Origin of the sequence: Streptomyces pseudovenezuelae (genome assembly GCF_029892565.1) — a bacterium.
Classification (GTDB): domain Bacteria; phylum Actinomycetota; class Actinomycetes; order Streptomycetales; family Streptomycetaceae; genus Streptomyces; species Streptomyces pseudovenezuelae_A.
In genome coordinates this window covers 224349-244521 of the sequence record NZ_JARXVH010000009.1, presented here as the reverse complement: position 1 = coordinate 244521, position 20173 = coordinate 224349, and the positions used below count along the sequence as shown (strand labels likewise).

The 20173-nt window shown below is 70.0% G+C and carries 19 protein-coding genes; 9 read left to right on the top strand and 10 right to left on the bottom strand.

What is annotated here, in order from left to right; all coding sequences use genetic code 11:
* Positions 1 to 35 precede the first annotated feature (35 nt).
* On the top strand, positions 36 to 3260 hold the full coding sequence (locus M2283_RS28685) for a Tat pathway signal protein (protein ID WP_280879306.1): 3225 nt from the start codon (positions 36 to 38) through the stop codon (positions 3258 to 3260).
* A gap of 94 nt (positions 3261 to 3354) precedes the next feature.
* On the opposite strand, the gene M2283_RS28680 is transcribed toward M2283_RS28685, so the two are convergent.
* The 3 genes from M2283_RS28680 to M2283_RS28670 form a co-directional block, all read right to left on the bottom strand.
* Positions 3355 to 4857, bottom strand: coding sequence for an MFS transporter (locus tag M2283_RS28680; protein ID WP_280879305.1), 1503 nt, complete (start codon positions 4855 to 4857; stop codon positions 3355 to 3357).
* A 71-nt stretch (positions 4858 to 4928) separates the two neighbouring features.
* Positions 4929 to 5909: a zinc-binding dehydrogenase gene (locus tag M2283_RS28675; RefSeq protein WP_280879304.1), complete on the bottom strand. Its 981-nt coding sequence runs from the start codon at positions 5907 to 5909 to the stop codon at positions 4929 to 4931.
* An 85-nt stretch (positions 5910 to 5994) separates the two neighbouring features.
* Positions 5995 to 7164, bottom strand: coding sequence for an FAD-dependent oxidoreductase (locus M2283_RS28670; protein ID WP_280879303.1), 1170 nt, complete (start codon positions 7162 to 7164; stop codon positions 5995 to 5997).
* Positions 7165 to 7298: 134 nt separating this feature from the next.
* Here M2283_RS28670 and M2283_RS28665 point away from each other — a divergent pair, with 134 nt between their 5' ends.
* Entirely contained in the window at positions 7299 to 7994 is a 696-nt protein-coding gene (locus M2283_RS28665) for a pentapeptide repeat-containing protein (RefSeq protein WP_280879302.1), read from the top strand.
* 40 nt (positions 7995 to 8034) lie between these two features.
* Here M2283_RS28665 and M2283_RS28660 read toward each other — a convergent pair whose 3' ends face one another.
* Positions 8035 to 8502 (bottom strand): SRPBCC family protein, encoded by a 468-nt coding sequence (locus tag M2283_RS28660; protein ID WP_280879301.1) that lies wholly within the window; start codon positions 8500 to 8502, stop codon positions 8035 to 8037.
* Positions 8503 to 8620: 118 nt separating this feature from the next.
* Positions 8621 to 9121 (bottom strand): hypothetical protein, encoded by a 501-nt coding sequence (locus tag M2283_RS28655; RefSeq protein ID WP_280879300.1) that lies wholly within the window; start codon positions 9119 to 9121, stop codon positions 8621 to 8623.
* A gap of 53 nt (positions 9122 to 9174) precedes the next feature.
* Here M2283_RS28655 and M2283_RS28650 point away from each other — a divergent pair, with 53 nt between their 5' ends.
* Positions 9175 to 10620, top strand: a complete 1446-nt coding sequence (locus M2283_RS28650) for a M1 family metallopeptidase (RefSeq protein ID WP_280879299.1) — start codon at positions 9175 to 9177, stop codon at positions 10618 to 10620.
* Positions 10621 to 10643: 23 nt separating this feature from the next.
* On the opposite strand, the gene M2283_RS28645 is transcribed toward M2283_RS28650, so the two are convergent.
* Positions 10644 to 11171, bottom strand: coding sequence for a GNAT family N-acetyltransferase (locus M2283_RS28645; protein WP_280879298.1), 528 nt, complete (start codon positions 11169 to 11171; stop codon positions 10644 to 10646).
* Positions 11172 to 11366: 195 nt separating this feature from the next.
* On the opposite strand from M2283_RS28645, the gene M2283_RS28640 reads away from it, so the two are divergent.
* Complete coding sequence (locus M2283_RS28640) at positions 11367 to 11678, top strand: twin-arginine translocation signal domain-containing protein (protein ID WP_280879297.1); 312 nt, start codon at positions 11367 to 11369, stop codon at positions 11676 to 11678.
* Positions 11679 to 11755: 77 nt separating this feature from the next.
* Complete coding sequence (locus M2283_RS28635) at positions 11756 to 12409, top strand: ABC transporter substrate-binding protein (protein ID WP_280879296.1); 654 nt, start codon at positions 11756 to 11758, stop codon at positions 12407 to 12409.
* Here the strand turns inward: M2283_RS28635 and M2283_RS28630 are convergent.
* Positions 12387 to 13259, bottom strand: a complete 873-nt coding sequence (locus M2283_RS28630) for a helix-turn-helix domain-containing protein (RefSeq protein WP_280879295.1) — start codon at positions 13257 to 13259, stop codon at positions 12387 to 12389. The two genes, M2283_RS28635 and M2283_RS28630, sit on opposite strands and share 23 nt — an antisense overlap.
* 412 nt (positions 13260 to 13671) lie before the next feature.
* Positions 13672 to 14247, bottom strand: coding sequence for a TerD family protein (locus M2283_RS28625; protein WP_280879294.1), 576 nt, complete (start codon positions 14245 to 14247; stop codon positions 13672 to 13674).
* A gap of 187 nt (positions 14248 to 14434) precedes the next feature.
* Between M2283_RS28625 and arfB the strand changes: the two genes are divergently transcribed.
* Together arfB and M2283_RS28615 are read left to right on the top strand one after the other, a co-directional pair.
* Positions 14435 to 14863, top strand: coding sequence for an alternative ribosome rescue aminoacyl-tRNA hydrolase ArfB (gene arfB / locus M2283_RS28620; protein ID WP_280879293.1), 429 nt, complete (start codon positions 14435 to 14437; stop codon positions 14861 to 14863).
* 121 nt (positions 14864 to 14984) lie between these two features.
* A complete protein-coding gene (locus tag M2283_RS28615) occupies positions 14985 to 15872 on the top strand; it encodes a sigma-70 family RNA polymerase sigma factor (RefSeq protein ID WP_280879292.1) in 888 nt (295 codons plus the stop codon).
* Positions 15873 to 15883: 11 nt separating this feature from the next.
* On the opposite strand, the gene M2283_RS28610 is transcribed toward M2283_RS28615, so the two are convergent.
* Positions 15884 to 16360 (bottom strand): GNAT family N-acetyltransferase, encoded by a 477-nt coding sequence (locus tag M2283_RS28610; RefSeq protein ID WP_280879291.1) that lies wholly within the window; start codon positions 16358 to 16360, stop codon positions 15884 to 15886.
* 81 nt (positions 16361 to 16441) lie between these two features.
* Positions 16442 to 17026, bottom strand: coding sequence for a flavin reductase family protein (locus M2283_RS28605; RefSeq protein WP_432423135.1), 585 nt, complete (start codon positions 17024 to 17026; stop codon positions 16442 to 16444).
* Positions 17027 to 17353: 327 nt separating this feature from the next.
* Here M2283_RS28605 and cdgB point away from each other — a divergent pair, with 327 nt between their 5' ends.
* Positions 17354 to 19045: a diguanylate cyclase CdgB gene (cdgB, locus tag M2283_RS28600; protein ID WP_280879290.1), complete on the top strand. Its 1692-nt coding sequence runs from the start codon at positions 17354 to 17356 to the stop codon at positions 19043 to 19045.
* 132 nt (positions 19046 to 19177) lie between these two features.
* Positions 19178 to 20128, top strand: a complete 951-nt coding sequence (locus M2283_RS28595) for a carbohydrate-binding protein (RefSeq protein ID WP_280879289.1) — start codon at positions 19178 to 19180, stop codon at positions 20126 to 20128.
* Positions 20129 to 20173: the final 45 nt, after the last annotated feature.

The following is a 20173-nucleotide window of genomic DNA, read 5'->3' as shown; positions in this document are numbered from 1 at the left end:
ATCCCCTCAACGGCCGTTGATCCTGGGGGGAATTCATGTCCGACGCCGCTTCCTGTCTGAGACCTGGGCACAGACGGTTCACCGCTCTCGCCGCCCTTGTCGCGCTGCTCGCCGGACTGCTGTCGCTGACCGGCGCGGGTACCGCCAGCGCCGCCGATCCCACGTGCGCGCCGCTCGCGCTCGCGCCGTTCGGCGACCCGGGGGATGCCGTCAACAAGGCGACCGTCCCGGCCGATGGGAGTGCCTGCTTCACCATGACGGCCCCGGCGGCCGGACGCTACCTGGTGACCGTCGACGAGAGCAGCAGCGCCTACGCGCGCCTGTTCGCCGCGGACGGCACCGAAGTCGACTGCTACGAGGAGCAGTTCGGCGAGAGCGGCCGGTGCGATGTGCCCGCGGCCGGCGACTACACCGTCCAGGTCGTCAACAGCGGTTGGGAGGAGCGGGAGATCCAGTTCACCGTCGTCCCGCTGAGCTCGGCCACCGAGGGCTGCCACGCTCCGGTCTCCACCGCCTGGGACGTGCCCGTGCCCGTCCGGACCTCGGCGAGCCGGCTGGAGATCGACTGCCAGGCCTTCGAGGGCGAGCCGGGCGAGCGTGTCCTGCTCAGCCGGGCCACCAAGGTGTACGGCGACATCGTCGCGTGGATCACCGACTCGACCGGGGCCCGTATCTGCCCGCGCGTCACCGAGGACGACGAGAACACCCTCAGCTGCGTCCTGCCCGGCCAGGGCCCCTACCGGGTGATCTCCAGGGTGAGCTACGCGGAGAACGGCTTCCCCGCCCAGTACACGGTCGGCGCACGCTCGCTGAGCGACCCGCAGGGCTGCCGGACCGCGTCCGTACGCCCCTTCGGAACCCTGGCGGGCCTGGACTTCCAGGCCAACCCCTGCTTCACCTTCACCGTCGGCCAGGCCGGCCGGTACCTGGTCCACGAGGTCGACGACGACTCCGCGAACCCCGTCCTCGTGTACGACGCGGCCGGGAAGATCGCCTGCCGGGAGACCGACCCGTGCCGGCTGCCGGCCGCGGGCACCTACACCGCCGTCATCGACCGTGTCTCCGACACCGGTGACGACGTGGTCGTCCTCGACCAGGCCTCCGACGCCGGATGCGTGGCGACCGGGGCCGGTGTGTACAAGGGTGAACTGAGCACGGTCGGCGAGTACGACTGCCTGGCGCTGGACGCCCCGCAGGGCGCCTCCATCGCCGCGCTCACCCCGCTCGGCGGGTCCGCTGTCGACACCGAGGTGGCGGTCCACGACGCGGACGGCCTCCCGCAATGTGACGCGACGGAGCTGTCGGACGGCGACTGCACGCTGACCGGAAGGGCCCCCTACCGGGCGCTGGTGCACACCGACGACGAGGGCGAGGACGCCACCGGCCCCTACACGATCGCCTTCCACCGCACCGACGCGGTCAGCGACTGCCCGGTCCTGCCCGCCGGAAGCTTCACCGCCGACGGGGCCAAGGCCGCCTTCGCCACCGGCGACGGTGTCTTCTCGCAGTGCCTGACGATTCCCGCCGACGCCCAAACGGGCGCGGAGCTCTTCCAGCTGATCGGCACCTCCGGCGGCGTACCGGCGAAGTTCTCCGTGCTGGACGCCACCGGCAAGAAGGTCTGCGACCGCACCTCCACCACCAACGGCTGGACGGTCTGCGCACTGACCCCGGGCGTCGCCCACACCGTGCTGGTCACCGGCCGCGACCTGCCCGCCACGTACACCCTGACCCGGCGTGACGTGACCGCGAGCGCCTCCTCGGCGGGCTGCGTGCAGAGTGCGGCGACGAAGGTCGGCGGCCCGTCCACGACCGTCGCCCAGGGCGAGCCGGGCACCGTCAGCTGCCGTCAGATCACCACCGACGCGGCCACCGACGTCCTGCACATGGACGTACGGGACGCGCTGGGCACCGCCAACATCGCCGTGTTCGGCGGCGACGGCGGCGCCGAGTGCTCCTTCCGCAACCGCTCCTGCGCGGTGACCGGGTCCACCACCCACCAGGTCCTCGCGCAGACCCCGGTCACCTTGAAGGCGGCTCCCGAGTACCACCTGGACGCCCTGCGCATCGCGACCGCGGCCGGTCCGGCGCCGGAGTGCACCAAGGTCCCGTCGGTGTCCTACGGCTACGGGCCGATCACCGGCACGCTCGACGAGCAGCACAGCGCGGTGTGCGCGGTGCTGCCGACGGCCGGGTACGACCGCTTCTCCGTCCCGGTCACGGACACCACCGGCGCCACGAACACGGCGGTGCCCGCCCTCTACAACAGCGCCTGGAACAACGGTTGTCTGCTGTACATCCCGACCGGCTGGGAGTGCTCGGCGGGCGGTTCGACCAGCGGATCAGCGCCCTCGCTGTTCGTGCTCGGCCTGCCCGAGAAGGTGTCCACCACCTCCTACAGCGCCCAACTGACCTGCAAGTCCACGCTCTGCGGCCCGGACAAGGTGGCCGTCACCGCGGTGAGCCCCACCACCGGCGTAGCCGGCACCAAGGCCACGCTCACCGTGACCGGCACCGCGCTCCCCCCGACCGCCACGGTCCGGCTGTACCAGAACGGCACGACCCTCACCGCCAGGACCGACTCGGTCTCCGCGGACAACCGCACGCTGACCGCGACCCTCGACCTGACCGGCGTCGCGCCCGGCACCTGGAACGTCAGCGTGTTCGCCGGGTGCTGCGAGTTCCAGCGCGGCACCTTCACCGTCACCCAGCCCCAACTGACCAACACCGCCGCACCCAAGATCACGGGTACGGCCAAGGTCGGCGCCAAGGTGACGGCGGCGCCCGGCAGTTGGTCGGCCGCGCCGTCGTCGTACACCTATCAGTGGAAGGCCGACGGCACGACGATCAGCGGGGCGACCGCGTCGACGTACACCGTCCCCGCCTCGGTCGTCGGCAAGAAGCTGAGCGTGACCGTCAGCGCGCTCAGGAGCGGCTGGTTGAGCGGCACGGCGACCTCGGCCGCGGTGACCGTGGCCAAGGGGGACGCGCCCAAGGCGAGCAAGGTGCCGGTGATCAGCGGGACGGCGAAGGTCGGCAAGACGCTGAAGACGACCAAGGGCACGTGGAGTCCGAGCCCGACGACGTACTCGTACCAGTGGTACGCCAACGGCAAGGCGATCAGCGGTGCCACCAAGACCTCGCTGGTGCTCAAGGCGGCCCAGAAGGGCAAGAAGATCACCGTGAAGGTCGTCGCGCACCGCACCGGTCACAAGGACGGCTCGGCGGTGAGCAAGGCGACGAAGACGGTCGCCGGCTGAGCGCGGTAAGTGGGGTTGGAGGAGGGGGCCGCGTGGATCGCGGCCCCCTCTCCGTCTCCCGGCCCAACTCCTGCCGGGACTCGCAGAGTTACGGTCAGGCCACCGACTCGGGCACCGCCGCCTCGGCAGGCGCCCCGTGCTTGGGGGCCTTCGCCGTGACCATCAGGCCCGCGACCAGGCCGGCCAGGAGCATGATGCCGACGGCGCACCAGATGGCGACCGTGTAGCCGTGGACCACGCCCTCCCTGGTGACCAGGGCGCGTTGGGCGGGGTTGTGGAGGTGGGCGGCGATGTAGGTCGCGCCGCTGGTGGTGGCGATGGTGTTGAGCAGCGCCGTACCGATCGAACCACCCACCTGCTGCGAGGTGTTGACGGTCGCCGAGGTCACGCCCGCGTCCTGCGGGGCGACACCGGCGGTGGCCGTGGAGAACACCGGCATGAAGGTGAGGCCCATGCCGAGCCCCATGAGGAGCAGGGCGGGCAGGATCTCGGTGGTGTAGTCGGAGTTCACCGTCATCTGGGTGAGGATCAGCATGCCGCCCGCCGCCAGGACCATGCCGGGCACCATCAGGACGCGCGGCGCGACATGGGTCAGCAGCCGGGCCGAGATCTGCGTGGAGCCGATGATGATCGCGACGGTCAGCGGCAGGAAGGCCAGGCCGGTCTTCACGGGCGAGTAGCCGAGGATGACCTGGAGGTAGTAGGTCATGAACAGGAACAGGCCGAACATGCCGATGACGGCGAGCCCCATGGTCAGGAAGCAGCCGGCGCGGTTGCGGTCCTTGACGATGTGCAGCGGCAGCAGGGGCGACGGCGACCGGGTCTGCCACCACACGAACGTGACGAGGAGTGCGACCCCGCCGAGGATCAGCCCCAGCACCAACGGGTCGCTCCAGCCCCGGGGCTCGGCCTCGCTGAAGCCGTAGACGATCGCGACCAGACCGCCGCAGCCCAGCAGCACACCGGGAACGTCGAGCCGGGCGCCGCTGTGTCCCGGCCGGTCGTGCAGCAGCGCGAAGGCGCCGAAGACGGCGACGACCGCGATCGGCACGTTCACGTACAGGCACCAGCGCCAGTCCAGGTACTCGGTGAGCAGCCCGCCGACGATGAACCCGATCGCCGACCCGCTGCCCGCCAGCGCGCCGTAGATGCCGAAGGCCTTGCCGCGTTCCTTGGGGTCGGTGAAGGTCGTCGTCAGCAGGGAGAGCGCGGAGGGTGCGAGTACGGCGGCGAAGACGCCCTGCAGCGCGCGGGCGCCGAAGAGCATGCCCGAGCCGGTGGCCGCGCCGCCCAGCGCGGAGGCCGCGGCGAAGCCGATCAGGCCGAAGATGAACGTCCGTTTGCGGCCCACCAGGTCCGCGATCCGGCCGCCGAGCAGAAGCAGACCGCCGAAGGCCAACGTGTAGGCGGTGATGACCCACTGACGGTTGCCGTCGGACATGTGCAGATCGGTCTGGGCGGACGGGAGCGCGATGTTCACGATGGTCGCGTCGAGCACCACCATCAACTGCGCCAGCGCGATGATCACCAGACCCCACCAGCGACGGGGATCGGCGTCCACGGGCGGGCCGGTTTCACCTGTCCGGGTGACACTCATTCGGCCAGAAGACCATGAATCAGGCCGTATCGCATCTTCGGGTATCGCATCGTCGGGTGCGGACTTGCTGGTCATGGCTCCAGTACCACCTTTCCGGTCGTCGCGCGCGTCTGGAGCGCGCGGTGCGCGGCGGCCGCCTCGGCGAGCGGGAACCGCCGCACGGCAGGGGTCAGCCGGCCTTCGGCCGCTTCGGCGAGGGCACGCAGTTCGAGAGTGCGTACGGGGTTGGGGCCGCCGGCCCGCTGCATCATCACGGGACCCAGGACCCGCTCGGAGACGCCTTCCACGAGGTAGGGCTCGCCGCCCCGGATGCCTTCGGCGGACCAGCCGAAGACGAGGTGCTTGCCGTCCGGACCGAGGAGCCCGACGGCTTCGCGCGCGATGTCCCCGCCCACCCCGTCGAAGACGACGGTGGCGGGCCGCCCGCCGAGGAAGGCGCGCACCTTGTCCGGCCATCCGGGGTCCGTGTAGTCGACGGCGAGATCGGCGCCGTTGGCCTGCACGCGCGCGACCTTCTCGGGTCCGCCGGCCAGACCCACGACGACGGCACCGGCGTGCCTGGCGTACTGCACGAGCAGGGTCCCGATCCCGCCCGCGGCGGCCGGGATCACGACCACCGAGTCCGGGCCGAGCTCGGCGAACTGCAGGATCCCCATCGCCGTACGCCCGGTCCCGATCATGGCGACGGCCTCGCCGAAGTCCAGGTTCGCCGGGATCTCGTGCACCCGGTCGACATCGGTGACGGCGAGTTCGGCGTACCCGCCCGGCGCGAAGCCGAGATGGGCCACCACCCGGAGGCCGAGCCAGAGCCCGGCGACTCCCTCGCCGAGCGACTCGACGACCCCGGCGACCTCGCGGCCGGGGATGGTGGGCAGCGCGGTCGGCCGGGGCAACGGCCCCTGGTCGCCCTCGCGCAGGGCGGTGTCCAGCAGGTGCACTCCGGCGGCCTCGACGGCGATACGGACCTGGCCGGGGCCCGGCAGGGGGTCGGCGACCTCCTCGTAGGTGAGGTTCTCGGCCGGGCCGAAGGCGTGCAGACGGATGGCGTGCATGGTGGTTCCCCCAGGTGTCGGTGAGGCCCCCGGTCCGGGCGGACTGTCCGGGAGGCCGCTGGCTCGTGGGCCCCACCCTCCAACCTCAGGCATGCTTGAGGTCAAGGGCGTCACGGCCGCGCGCGCCGAGGGCGAGGGAGACGGCGGTGAGGGCGCTGTTGAAGGAGACCTCCGACAGGACGCCGGGCACCGCGACCTGGTCGCCCGCGAGATAGACGCCGTCGCCCCGGTCGACGGCCGGCCGGTCCCGCCAGCTGGTGCCGGGCAGGTCCACGGCTCCCGTACGACCGTTGGCCGTGGCCTCCCGCCGCCAGGTCACGCGCTCGCGCCAGCCGTCGAAACCGAGGTCGAGGAGCTGCTCGGCGCGGGCGACACCGTCGGCCCGGCGTTCGTGCGGAGCGAGCGGGATCTGTCCCTGGAGGAGCTGCTCGCCGGCCGGCGCGAGGGACCGGTCCTGCGCGGTGAACCGCTCGATCCAGCCGGGGGAGTCCAGGTCGGACACCGCGAAGGCGTCCCCGCGCCGGGTCCGCAGGGCGAGGTCGAGCAGCGCCGTACGGCCGCTCGGCCAGGTCAGCGAGTCGTCCCCGAGCAGCCGACGGGCGGCGTCGAGAGAGGTGGCCACCACCACCGGCGTATCGGTCGGCAGGGTGTCGACGCGCGCCAGCGTCTCCATCCGCACGCCCAGATTCCAGGCCCGGGCGGCCATCCGGTCGATGACGCTTGCCCAGCCGCCGCGCGGATAGTGCGCCTCCGGCGGCAGCCTGGTCGCCCGGCGCAACCGCTCCTGCACGAACGCGGCGGACAGCACGCCGGGATCGTGATGGAACAGCGCCACGGCGGAGTAGTTGGCGGCGGCCCGGGCCCCCTCCTCGCCCGCGATACCGGTGGCCCAGGTGCGGAAGTCGACGTCCACGGGCGCCTGTTGGATCCCGGGACGCAACAGCTTGAGCATCGCGAACGGCGGGGTACGGCGCAGCACGCCCTGATGCCGCAGCCGCATCCGGGCCGCCTCCAACGGCGGCACCGGCGCCATTGGCCCGATCAGATCCCGCTGCCTGAGCCAGGTCCAGTGCGGGCCGCCGCTGTAGAGCGCATGCGGTCCGTCGTTCGTCCGATACGGCCCCTCGGCGGTCCGCGCCCGCCCGCCGAGGGTGTGATGGGCTTCGTACACGGTCACCTTGGTGCCCGCCTCGGCAGCGGTGACGGCCGCGGTCAGTCCGGCGAATCCGCCGCCGATGACGGTGATGCGGTGCATGGGTGGGTCTCCCTCGGCTCGGGTGCCTTTCTGTATCTACGACTGATCGGAGCCCGGAAATGTGACATGAGGGTGTTGTGGCCGGTCAGGGGCTGGGCGGGGGATTGTCAGTGGCGGGGTGCAGGATGGGGGGCATGGCGAGGAGAGCGACGAGTGGTGCGGGCGGAACGGGTGCTACGGGGGTGAAGGCGGCCCGGCGTCCGGAGATCCGTCTGCCCGCGCTGGAGCCCTTCGGAGGCGGGGAGTTGGCGCCGGACGGGGACTACGACGGCCTGGAGTTCCGGGAGTTGGACTTCGTCGGGCAGGACGGCGGGGGCGCCCGCTTCATGGACTGCGCGCTGACGGGGTGCGCGCTGGACGAGACGAAACTGGGTCACGCCCGCTTCCTGGACTCGGTCCTGACCGGCCTACGAGGAGTCGGCACCGACCTCGCCGAGTCCACCTTCCGTGACGTCGAGCTGATCGACGCCCGCCTGGGCGGAACCCAGTTGCACGGCGCCGTACTGGAGCGGGTGGTGATCCGCGGCGGCAAGATCGACTACCTCAACCTGCGCACGGCGAAGCTCAAGGACGTCGTCTTCGAGTCCTGCGTCCTGGTGGAACCGGACTTCGGCGGCGCCCGCCTGGAGCGCGTGGAGTTCGTGGACTGCGCACTGAGACAGGCGGACCTCACGGGCGCGGTCCTGAAGGACGTGGACCTCAGAGGCGCGGCGGAAGTCGACATCGCACGCGGGGTGGACCGACTGGCGGGGTCGACGATCAGCCCGGCCCAACTGGTCGATCTGGCGGCGGTGTTGGCGGGGGAGCTGGGGATCAGGGTGGAGGGGTGACGGCGAGGACTCCTAGGACCCCCTAGGACTCTTGGGAGCCTCAGGCCCCTTGGGAGGGCTTCGTCTCCGCCTCCACCGCGGCCTTGATCCGCTGCCCGAACGCGGGCCCGTCCTTGCGGGCCGCAGCCGCCGCGAAGCCGACCAGCAGTTTTCCGATGCCGTGGCCTTCGAGGACGTTGAAGATCCGCACCCGGGTCGTGTCGGGACCGGTGGACTCCAGGTCGTAGCCACCCTCGTCCGCCGTCACGGCGTTCTTGGAGGTCTCCGCCCACCGGATCCGGTGGGGTGCCTCGAACTCGGTGATCCGGAACGTCCGGCCCGTCTTCATGCCGGCGTCCTTGACCGTGCTCGTGAAGACCGTGCCGACGGCCGTCGGTCCCTCCGGCGTCTTCTTGATCGACTGGACCCGAGGACTGAACTTGGGGTCGTTCGTGCCGTCGGCGAGAAAGGCGAAGACGTCCTCGATGGAGCGGTTGATCTCGGTTGTCGCCTCGAACTGACCGGCCACGGTTCCTCCTGTGCTGCGATCGCTGAAGCCTCTGCGGAGTGCGCACTGGTTTTCCGAGCGACTTCAGCCTATCGGCGGGACTCTGCCCCCGCTCCTCGTGCGTGCGAAGGAGCCGTCCTCACTTCACCCGGGGGAACTTGGCCTGCAGCGCCCAGACCGCAGGGTTCTCGCCGAGGTCCTCGTGCATGTCCACCAGGTCGGCGATCAGGTCCTGCAGGAAGTCCCGTGCCTCGCGCCGCAGTTCGGAGTGGGAGAAGGACAGCGGAGTCTCGTCGGCCGGCATCCAGTCCGACTCGACGTCCACCCACCCGAACCGCCGCTCGAAGAGCATGCGGTCGGTGGTCTCCGTGAAGTCCAGCTCCTCCCGCTGCGGCCGCGCCGCACGCGATCCCGCCGGGTCCTTGTCCAGCCGTTCCACGATGTCGCACAACGCCCACGCGAAGTCGAGCACCGGTACCCATCCCCAGGCTGTGGACAGTTCCCGGTCGGTCTCGGTGTCGGCGAGATAGACGTCTCCGCAGAACAGGTCGTGCCGCAGGGCGTGGACGTCCACGCGGCGGTAGTCCGTCTGGGGCGGGTCGGGGAAGCGGTTGGAGAGGGCGTAGCCGATGTCGAGCACGTATGCGATGGTGTCACGCCGTGCCGGTCGCCCCTCCGCCTAGGATCACGGACGTGCCCCGATCCGCGCCGCTTGTCCCGGTCGTCCGCCCTGTCCCGGCCGTGACCACCACCCTCTCCGCCCTCCTCGCCCTGACCCTCACCGCATGCTCCGGCGGAGTCCAGGGCACCCCGGGCGGCTCCGGCGTAAGGGACCCGTACTTCCCCAAAGCGGGCAACGGCGGCTACGACGTCACGCATTACGACCTGAAGATCGCGTACACCCCGGCCACCGGCGACGGCTCCACCCCCGCCACCCCCCTCACCGGCACGGCGACCGTCACCGCCCGAGCCACCCGGGACCTCTCCGCCTTCGACCTCGACCTCAGGGGCCTGGACGTGACGGACGTCACCGTCGACGGCCGCCCCGCCCGCTGGAACCGCGCAGGCCAGGAACTCACCGTCCGCCCCCACGACGACCTCGACAAGGGCGAGACCTTCCGGACCACCGTCCACTACTCCGGCACCCCACAGACGATCACCGACCCGGACGGCTCCAAGGAGGGCTGGCTCTCCACGACCGACGGCGCACTGGCCCTGGGCGAGCCGATCGGCTCGACGACGTGGTTCCCCGGCAGCCACCACCCGTCGGACAAGGCGACGTACGACATCGCGGTAACCGTCCCCAAGGGCCTGCAGGCAATCTCCAACGGTGAGTTGAAGGGCGAGACGACCACCAAGAGCCGCACGACGTTCACCTGGCACACGGCCGAACCCATGGCGAGCTACGTCGCCACGATCGCCGTAGGCCACTACGACATCACCCGCTCCACGACATCCGACGGCCTGCCGGTCTACACGGCCGTGGACCCGACCCAGACAGCGGCGAGCCGCAAGGTACTGGCCCGGCTCCCCGAGATCATGGACTGGGCGCAGTACAACTTCGGCCCGTACCCCTTCTCCTCCACCGGCGCGATCGTCGACCGCCCGTCCGACGCCGAATACGCCCTGGAAACCCAGAACCGCCCTGTCTTCCCCGGCTCGCCCGACACCGAGACCCTCGTCCACGAACTGGCCCACCAGTGGTACGGCGACTCCGTCACCCCGAAGACCTGGCGAGACATGTGGCTGAACGAGGGCTTCGCGACCTACGCGGAGTGGCTGTGGGACGAGGACCACGAAGGCGACACGGCCGAAGAGACCTTCAGCCACCTCTACTCGGACGGCGAGGACGACTACGCCGACCTGTGGGCCTTCCCACCCGCGCGCCCGAGCGGCCCCGGCCACATCTCCGACACCCCCGTCTACCTACGCGGCGCGATGGTCCTCCACAAGATCCGCCAGGCGGTGGGCGACGACACCTTCTACGACATCGTGCAGGGCTGGGCAGCCACCCACCGCCACGGCAACGCGGACACGGCGGACTTCACGGCGTACGTGGAGAAGATGGCGCCGGCCAAGGACTTCGAGGAGATCTGGAAGGACTGGCTGTATGGCAACGGCAAGCCGAGCCACCCCTGACGGCGGCGGCTCAGGCCTGCGGCTCACGCTGGCGGCTCGCCCAACTCCTTCCGCAACACGGCACACGGTCGGCCCAGTTGGAGATCGGCCCGATGCCCGATCACCTCGTACCCCAGGGCCGTCCAGAAGGCGAGCCCCTTCGGATTCGCATCGAGCACGGCAAGCCGCACGGCGGCACGCCCGGCCGCCCGGAACCGCTCCTCGACAAGCCCGGCCAACTGCCGCCCGTACCCCCGCCGTTGAGCACCGGCATCGATCAGCAACAGCCCGATCCAAGGATCGGGATCAGCCGGGTCAGGATGCCGAGCGAGCGTGATCACAACCCCCACCAGCCGCCCCTCGCTCCGAGCCAATAGCGCCTCCACCCCCGGATTCGCCAACTCGTCCGCCAACGCGACCGCCACCTGCTCGGGCCGAATGTCGTCCGGATCCGGGAAGTCACCGCTGAGCGCGTGGAACTCCCGGTTGGAGGCGTAGAGGGCGGTGAGCTCGGTGAGGAGGGGAGCGGGGATGTCGTGGTCGGAGGTCAGGGCGAGAGGGGTCAGGTGCATGGGTGGCAATTTATCGGTGGGCGGGGGCCGGCGGGCATCCGTTCCGGGAAAGCCCTTACGGAATATTGATATCGGTGCCCGAACGGGCAGAGGTGAATGGGCTGGCTGTCAATAACCTGTCATCGGCTCTCAGGTCGGCGATGCCGTGTCAGGGTATTCACGTCAACGAAGACGCCCAACCCAACGGAGCGCACATTGAACATTTCTGATTCGGTGACGCGTGGTATAGGCCGACGTGGCATCCTCAAATACGCTGCGGCCGGCGCGGTGGGCGTGGGCGTCGCGGCATTCACGCAGAACGGCGCTTTCGCGGCGCCGGCCGCGGTGAGCGGTGATTCGGCTGAGTATCTGCAGCAGCTGTACCAGGACGCGCTCGACGAGGGCGGCAAGCTTGTCGTGTGGGCGGGCGGTAGTTCTCCCAATCAGGAGGCCGCGACCCGCCAGGCGTTCGTCACCGCCTTTCCCGGAATCGACGCCGTCTTCACCGTCCGCTACAGCCCTGTGTAAAGCGCTCTGATCAATCGGCAGTTGGCCCTCGGCGGTCTGGAGCCGGACGTCGCTCAGCTGCAGACCCTGTACGAGCGGTGTTCTCGCAGTACCGGGACTCCGACTACGCCTACATCGGCCTCCTGGGCCGTTCCTTCGGCCGCGTCAGCAACAGCGACCTCCTCACCGAGGCCGAGGCGCCCAGAGACGCCAGTGACTTTCTGGCGTCCGCGTTCCGCGACAAGATCGCGGTTCCGGACCCCACCTCGGAAGACGCCATCCTGTTCGCGTTCTACCTGGTGACGCAGAAGTACGGGCTGCGGTACATGGAGCAGTTCATGGAGCAGAACCCGCTGATCGTCGCGAACGGAGGGGTGGCCATAGCGTCGACGGTCAGCGGCCGGCGCACCGCGAGTCTCTCCAGCCTCGCGCCGTTCCTACCCGTCCCGGGGCAGCCCCTTCGCTACGTCGTACCGCGGACGGACCAGTTCATGAGCTGGCCGCAAACGGCGGCGATCTTCCGAAAGGCGAGCCACCCGGCGGCCGCGAAGCTCTATATCGCGTGGCAGCTGACCGTGGAACGACAGAGCACGGGATTCCAGTGGCCCACTCGCCGCGACGTCACGCCTCCCGGCGGCCGGCAGCGAATTACCGAATACAACACCTCACTGAACGGATTCCGCGAATTCCTGCGCGACCGCGAGGAGGTCGAACGCTTCCGGGCGTTGATCAAAACCTTCGTCGCCCCATAGGGCTGTGGGAATTCATGAGGCCGCGTTTTTCGGTGTCCCGGTAGCGCGGCAGATTGTCCGTGGAGATCGTCCGGAGGAGATCTGATCGGCAGTGGCGGCAGCGGCCGGGCGCTGGGGCGCGGAAGGGGGGTGGGGGTGGGAGTTGGGCGGTGAGGCGGTGGGCGAGGAGGGCGGCGGGGCGTCGTAGTGCTTCGGGTGGCAGGTCGGTGGTGAGGGTGTGGCGTAGGGCGGTTGGGGTGATGTCGCGTTGGAGCCAGGCGGCGACGCCTTGGGCCAGGTGGGCTGTGTCGCAGGTGGAGAGGAGGAGGCGGGGGTCGTGGCGGTGGAGGTCGGCGAGGAGGTCCGTGGCCTGTTGGATGAGGGTGGGGGCGGGGTAGGCCGGGTGCGGTACGGGTGGGAGTGCCTTGCGGGGTGCTCGTTTCTTGTGGGGTGGGGTCGCCTGGGGGGTGTGGGAAGTGGCGTGGTGGCGGGGTTGGTTGCAGGAGATGGTGCGGGTGATGATGCGGCCGTCGGGGACGAGTTCGCGGGTGCGGCGGAGGTAGCCGTGGGTTTCCAACTCCCGTAGTGCGGCGGCGATGCGGGTCGAGCCCTCGGGGAAGTGGGCGGTGAGGGTCTTGATGTCGGCTCGGGCACCTGGTGGCAGCGACTGGATGTGTGCGCCCAGGCCGATGGCCAGGAGCGACAGCTTCTCGTGCTGGGTGAGGTGGTTGCCGATCACCGTGAAACGGGTGTTGTGGCGGGTGTGGTCGTGGATCAAACCCCCGCCGGTGTGAGGGTGCCGGATCGGGTGGTTGTTGCCCGTGATACGGGACTGGGCGTGCGGCGGCGCGCTAGGGTTTTGGGTGTCCATCGGGAAGCCTTTTCTTCCTCGGTGGTCAGGCCCTCGCATGGGATTGCAGTCCCGGCGAGGGCCGTCGCATGTCTGCGGTGGTGTTGCGCCGGCTGTAAGGCAGGCAACCGGCCCCGAATCCAGCTGAGTTGGTGATGTTCACTCGCGCGGGTGACCTGCACCTTGGGGCCTTGGGTGGGGCTTGGTGAGGGTTCTTTCAATCATGTGTTCCTTGGGAAAGGCGTCCCGTCGCACCGGAGCACGGTTCCACCGGAGCACGGTCCGCCGGGTTCCGGTGGAGGTGGCCCAGCCTCCCCCAAGGGCACGGAAAACGACCGGAGCCCCCGGTCATGGTGACCAGGGGGCTCCGGTTCAACTCAGCTCAAAGCCTGCGCAGCTGAGAGGCGGCGCGGCTCAGCGGCGGCGAAGGGTGTCAGACGCTGACGCCGAAGTCCTGCGCGATGCCCACCAGGCCCGAGGCGTAGCCCTGGCCGACGGCGCGGAACTTCCACTCGGCGCCGCTGCGGTAGAGCTCGCCGAAGACCATGGCCGTCTCCGTGGCCGCGTCCTCCGAGAGGTCGTAGCGGGCGATCTCGACGCCGCCTGCCTGGTTGATGATGCGAATGTAGGCGTTGCGGACCTGGCCGAAGTTCTGCGAGCGGTTCTCGGCGTCGTAGATGGAGACCGGGAAGACGATCTTCTCGACGTCGGCCGGGAGGCCCGCCAGGTTGACGTTGATCGCCTCGTCGTCGCCGTCGCCCTCACCCGTGCGGTTGTCGCCGGTGTGGACGATGGTCTGGTCCGGGGTCTGCTTGTTGTTGAAGAAGACGAAGTGACCGTCCGAGTAGACCTTGCCCTGCGGGTTGACCGCGATCGCCGAGGCGTCGAGGTCGAAGTCCGTGCCGGTGGTGGTGCGGACGTCCCAGCCGAGGCCCACGGTGACGGCCGTCAGGCCCGGGGCCTCCTTGGTGAGCGAGACGTTGCCACCCTTGGACAGGCTTACAGCCATTGTTGGGAGTCCCTTCCCTCGTTACGTCGTACGGGCTTCGCACTGTGGACGAAGCTACCGTCACCCGTATGAACGCCGCGGGGGGTCCCCAAGGTTCCGCACCCCTTTACCTTTTTTACCAACCGTTCGGCGGCCTGTCCGTGAAAACCGGGTGACGTGGACCGGACAGAGCCGCGACCATGGAGTCATGTCCGGTCCCTATGCCATCCGCGGCTCCGTCTCGCTCCCCGAGGCCGAGCTCATCTGGCGTTTCTCGCGCTCCTCCGGACCCGGCGGGCAGCACGTCAACACCAGCGACTCCCAGGTGGAGCTCCGGTTCGACCTCGCCAAGACCGAGTCGCTGCCCGAGGTGTGGAAGGCACGCGCGCTGGAGCGGCTGGCCGGGCGGCTCGTCGACGGTGTGATCAGCGTCCGTTCCTCCGAGCACCGGTCCCAGTGGCGCAACCGCGAGACCGCTGCCGTACGGCTGGCCGCGCTGCTCGCCGAGGCCACCGCCCCGCCGCCCAAGCCGCGCCGGGCCACCCGTATCCCGCGCGGGATCAACGAACGCCGCCTGCGCGAGAAGAAGCAGCGCTCCGACACCAAGCAGGGCCGCACCGGGCGGAACTGGGGCTGACGGCTCCGGCGCGGCCCCCGTAAGCCGAAGTCGTAGAACGTCCTTTGTCACATCGCCCGCGTCCCGTCCGTCATGTCGATGACGACGACGGATACCCGACCGGGGGCAAGGGGCTGTGGCTATGGACGCGAATGAATCTCTTGGTGGACCCGACAGAAACGCGGCGGAAAGAGAATTCCTCGCCCTGAGATTCGAGTCACACCGAAATCATCTGCGCGCGGTCGCCCACCGCATGCTCGGCTCGCTCGCCGAGGCCGACGACGCGGTGCAGGAGGCGTGGTTCCGGCTCGGGCGTACCGATGCCCGGCAGGTGGAGAACCTCGGGGGCTGGCTGACGACCGTCGTGGGCCGGGTCTGCCTGGACATGCTGCGCTCGCGCAGGTCCCGCGCGGAGGAGCCGCTGGAGGCCGACGCGCCTATGCCGGCCGTGGCCGCCGACCCCGAGCAGGACACACTGCTCGCCGACTCGGTGGGCGTCGCGCTGCTCGTCGTACTGGAGACGCTGACCCCGCCCGAGCGGCTCGCGTTCGTGCTGCACGACCTGTTCGGGGTGTCGTACGAGGAGATCGGGACCATCGTGGGGCGCTCCCCGGTGGCGGCGCGGCAGCTGGCCAGCAGGGCCCGGCGCCGGGTGCGGGGCGCCGAGGCTCCCGGTGCCGAACAGGCCCGCCGGGCCCGGCAGTGGCAGGTCGTGGACGCGTTCCTGGCGGCCACGCGGGAGGGCGACTTCGAGGCGCTGGTCGAACTGCTCGACCCCGACGTCATCGCGCGTGCCGACACCGGGGTGACCACGGGTGCGGCGGCGGTGGCCAAGGGCGCGACGAGCTACGGGCGCTACGCACGCGTGACGCGGCTCGCGCTGGTCGACGGCGTCCCGGGCATCGCCGCGTTCGTCGACGACCACGTGGAACGCGCGCTGACCTTCACCTTCGTACGGGACCGGATCGCCGTGATCGACATCGTGACCGACCCCGACCGGGTGGCCCGCCTCGACGTCAGGCTCCGCTGATCCGCAGTCCGCTAGGTGAGGTCCAGCACGCCCACCGTCTCGCCCTCGGACAGCTCCCCGTTGGGGCGGAAGCCGAGGCCGAGGTAGAAGTTCTCCGGGCCGTTCTCGCCGGGGTGCCAGGTGACGTACAGCTCCTTGCCGTCCCGGCGGCGGATCTCGGCGGCGACGGACTCCACGGCGAACCGGCCGAATCCACGGCCCTGTTCGTCTGCGGCGATGTTCAGGCGCCACAGGCCGGAGCGGAAGAGGCTGCCGTCGGTGTGCCAGTCGATGTCGAAGAACGCCATGAGGAAGCCGACCGGGCGCTCGCCGTCGACGATCAGCCGCGGCCAGGCGACCCCGGCGGGATGGACGTACGCCTCGGCGAGCGACTGCATCACCGGGGAGACGGCGAACTCCTGGTCGGGGCGGACCCGGATGCCGGTCGCGGCCCCGAAGGTGCGCGGGGTGATCTCTTCGAGGTGCGGTCCGGGTGTCGTCGTCGCCATGCGCGCACCCTAGGCGGGCCCCACGCGCGCGTGCCATGGAATTTACGTGCTCACCCCGGCTGCGGAACAAGCCTGCGCCGCTCACCCCAACTGCCGGTATCGCCCCCGGAAGTAGGCCAGCGGGCCCCCGTCCGCGCTCGGTACGGACGCCGTCAGGACGCGGCCGATCACCAGGGTGTGGTCGCCGGACGTGATCCGCTGTTCCGTCCGGCACTCCAAGGTGGCCAGGGCGCCGCCCACCAAGGGGGCGTCGGTGGCCTTGCCGCGGGTGTAGGGGATGTCCTCGAAGAGCAGGCGGTCGCTGATGCGGCCCTTCATGGCGAACCGGCCGGCGATATGGCGCTGGCTCTCGGAGAGGACCGAGACCGCCCACAGGTCCTGCTCGGCGAGCAGGTCGTCCATGCGGGAGCCCTCGCGCACGCTCACCAGGACCAGGGGCGGCTCCAGGGACACCGACAGGAACGCGGTGGCCGTCATGCCGACGTCCTCGCCCGGCGGCGCCGACGGGTCGTCGGGGTCCAGCGAAGGCTCCTGTGCGGTCACCAGCACCACGCCCGCGGTCAGCCGGGACATGGCGGCGCGGAACTCGTCATTGCTCACGCCCTCAGGATGCCGGGCGGCGGGCAGGGGGACGGGCGGGGACGTGGCAGGGGGAGTGTTCGGCACGTACGAAACGCTAATGTCCTCCCTGCGCGCGGCACATCGGGCCTCGGTCCGAGACGGGTCCTAGGACCAATGTCGCACCGGCGACGGATGAGTGACAGGGACCTTCACATACGTACAAACATTGCGTTCAGCGAACGCACAGGGAAAACGCAGAAACCCCACTCAATTGTTCATGTTTAGCTGTGACTTGAGTCACAAGGGGTATTAATTGTTGACCCTGTGTACCGAGTGGGCAGCGCGCTGTGATTCAGTGGCGGGGAAAGCTGCCAGACCGATACGCCGATGAGCACCCTTGATTCGCTGCGAGGACTCGGGGGGAGGGCGATCATGGAAACCGAGTCGGAACCCTACGTCCGCCTTGCGTCCCTGCGACAACTTCACCAGGTCATGGCCGACATGAACACCGCGCGCAGCCTGGCGGACACCCTGCAGACCGTGGCCGACGGAGTCGTGAACGGCCTCGGCTACGAGCTGGCGTGCGTCAACCTGGTCCGCCCCGACGGCGACCTCGTGGTCGCCGCTTTCGCGGGCAACCCCGCGGCCGAGGCGCTGATCACCGGCCGGGTCGGCTCGCGCGACTCCTGGGAGCGCCGGCTGGGCATGGGTGAGCACTGGGGCGACCTGGTCTTCATCCCGCACACCGAGGGCTGGATCCTCGACGACGACGACGTACCGCAGTGGTACACGGACGGGCCCGCGCCCCGCTTCGAGGACGAGTGGCACCCCTCCGACCGGCTCTTCGCGCCCCTGTTCACGCCGGGCGTGCCCGGGGGCGCGTGCGGCGAACTGATCGGCGTGCTCTCCGTGGACCGGCCGCGCAACGGCCGCCGGCCGGGCGCCTGGGGTCGCGAAGCGCTCCAGATGTACGCGTTCCAGGCCGCGATAGCGATCAGTAACGCGCGTCTGCGGGCCAACATGCAGCGCGCGCTGGTCAGGCTCGAAAGGGAGCAGCAGGCGCTGCGGGCCAGCGAGGAGAGCTTCCGGCAGGCCTTCGAGTACGCCCCCTCGGGCATGGCCATCGCCGAGATGGGCGGCGACCAGCACGGCCGGATCCTCCGCACCAACGACGCCCTGTGCCGCCTGCTGGGCCGCCCCGCCTCCGCGATGCGCCGCTACGCCTTCTCCGACCTGGTCCACCCCGAGGACATCGGCACGCTCCTGAGGACCTCCGCCGAGGGCGGTCGCGCCGAGCTGAGACTCGGCCGCCGTGACGGCACCTATGTCTGGGCCAGCCTCCGCAACTCGGTCGTCGCGGACGCCGCCGACGGCCCGCGCTTCCTGCTCACCCACGTTGAGGAGATAGAGGAGCGCAAGCGCCGCGAGCTGCAGCTCGCCCACCGCGCCTCCCACGACTCCCTCACCGGCCTGCCGAACTCGGCCGAGCTGCGCTCCCGCCTCTCCAGCCGCCTCTGTCAGCGCGCCACCACACCCGGCGCCCTGGAGACCCTGGACGCGGCCTACGGTCATCCGGCCTACGACGCCAACGGGCACGGCTTCGACTACCGGCCCGGCGGCGGCCTTGAGGTCATCGGCGGGTCCGCCGCACTGGACGGTTTCGACGGTTTCGACCACCACGTGCACACCGTCGCCCCCGAGGGCGAGGGCGATCGGGACGACGGCAGCAAGGGACTCGCGGTCCTCTTCTGCGACCTCGACGGCTTCAAGTCGATCAACGACCGGTTCGGGCACAACTCGGGTGACGCGGTTCTCATCGAGGTCGCCCGGCGGCTGTCCCGGGGCGTGCGCGACGGCGACACCGTGGCCCGGCTCGGCGGCGACGAGTTCGTCGTCCTGGCCGACGGCCTCGGCCGCGCCGACGCCCAGGACCTGGCCGTACGGCTGCGCAACGAGATCATCCAGCCCATCCGCGTCGACGGCCGCGCCATGCGCGTGGGTGCCAGCTTCGGCATCGGGTGGGCGCACTGCGGCATGACCGCGGACGAGGTGTTGAAGTCCGCTGACGAGCGGATGTACGTAGAGAAACGATCTCGTCCCAAACAGCACAGACGGGCGGGATGATCTCCAGGTCAGGGGCCAGGTCCGCGAGGCGATGCGATCCGAGTCACCCGTTTGGGCCATCTGGAGCGGGTAGGCTCGCCATTCTGACTACACGTATCGCATCCGACCCGCACCGCTGAGGAGTACCTAGGGATGACGTCCGGCAACAACGGCGCCAGTACGCCCGAGGACGACGACCCGTTCGGCTACCTCTACGCCGACGGACAGGCCAAGGGGGCCCAACCGCCGTCCGGTGGTGGCTACGGCTACCCGAACTCGGTCAACCGCCAGCGGGCCGTCGGTCAGCGGCAGTACGGCCAGCAGCAGGCCCCGGCCGCCGCGACCGCTCCGTACGCCCAGGTCCCGCAGCAGCCGGGCACCTACAACCAGCCGAACTCGCACTACGCGGCGCCGGAGACCTTCCCGGGCGGCGCCCCCAGCACCCAGCAGCAGTCCTTCCGCAGCGACGGCGGCGGCGGTGGCCGGGGTCGCGGGCCCAACACCAAGGGCCTGCTGATCGGCGCGATCGCGGTGGTCGCCGCGGTCGTCATCGGCATCGGCATCGCGATGATGAACGGCAACTCCTCGGACGACAAGGCGGGGGGTGACGCGTCGGCGAATCCGTCCACGTCCCAGAGCTCGGAGCCGAGCGCGTCGACCTCGTCGGCAGCGGCGGCCGACCTTCCGAAGAGCGACGTGAAGACGATGCGCCTGGACGGCGGCACGAGCACCGCGTCCGACGTGAAGGGCGCCGAGTCCGACGGCGGCGTCTACGTACAGGGCTTCAACCAGGTCGGCGCCTCGGTCACCTGGACGGTCAACGGCATCGAGAAGTCCGGCACCTACCGGGTCTACGTCCGCTACAGCATCGCCGACGAAGATGCCGACGGGACGCTGACGGTCAACGGCAAGGCCAGCGACCGGCCGCTGAACATGAAGAACTTCGGCGGAGTTGGCAAGGACTTCGAGAAGAACTGGCAGACCACCTGGGCCCAGGTCTCCCTGAACAAGGGCACCAACACGATTCAGCTCTCCTGCCAGCAGGGCAACAAGTGCAACGCCCTGCTCGACCAGTTCTCCGTGACGGAGAACGTCGACCAGTAGCAGCGTGTACAGGGGTTGCGGAAAAGAGCGGAAAGAAGCGGGCGG

Coding starts and splice junctions, on each gene's coding strand:
- M2283_RS28645 (WP_280879298.1), bottom strand. CDS start 11,171: ATGCACCTGACCCCTCTCGCCCTGACCTCCGACCACGACATCCCCGCT.
- M2283_RS28595 (WP_280879289.1), top strand. CDS start 19,178: ATGACGTCCGGCAACAACGGCGCCAGTACGCCCGAGGACGACGACCCG.
- M2283_RS28665 (WP_280879302.1), top strand. CDS start 7,299: ATGGCGAGGAGAGCGACGAGTGGTGCGGGCGGAACGGGTGCTACGGGG.
- M2283_RS28675 (WP_280879304.1), bottom strand. CDS start 5,909: ATGCACGCCATCCGTCTGCACGCCTTCGGCCCGGCCGAGAACCTCACC.
- arfB (WP_280879293.1), top strand. CDS start 14,435: ATGTCCGGTCCCTATGCCATCCGCGGCTCCGTCTCGCTCCCCGAGGCC.
- cdgB (WP_280879290.1), top strand. CDS start 17,354: ATGGAAACCGAGTCGGAACCCTACGTCCGCCTTGCGTCCCTGCGACAA.
- M2283_RS28615 (WP_280879292.1), top strand. CDS start 14,985: ATGGACGCGAATGAATCTCTTGGTGGACCCGACAGAAACGCGGCGGAA.
- M2283_RS28680 (WP_280879305.1), bottom strand. CDS start 4,857: ATGAGTGTCACCCGGACAGGTGAAACCGGCCCGCCCGTGGACGCCGAT.
- M2283_RS28610 (WP_280879291.1), bottom strand. CDS start 16,360: ATGGCGACGACGACACCCGGACCGCACCTCGAAGAGATCACCCCGCGC.
- M2283_RS28625 (WP_280879294.1), bottom strand. CDS start 14,247: ATGGCTGTAAGCCTGTCCAAGGGTGGCAACGTCTCGCTCACCAAGGAG.
- M2283_RS28630 (WP_280879295.1), bottom strand. CDS start 13,259: ATGGACACCCAAAACCCTAGCGCGCCGCCGCACGCCCAGTCCCGTATC.
- M2283_RS28685 (WP_280879306.1), top strand. CDS start 36: ATGTCCGACGCCGCTTCCTGTCTGAGACCTGGGCACAGACGGTTCACC.
- M2283_RS28670 (WP_280879303.1), bottom strand. CDS start 7,164: ATGCACCGCATCACCGTCATCGGCGGCGGATTCGCCGGACTGACCGCG.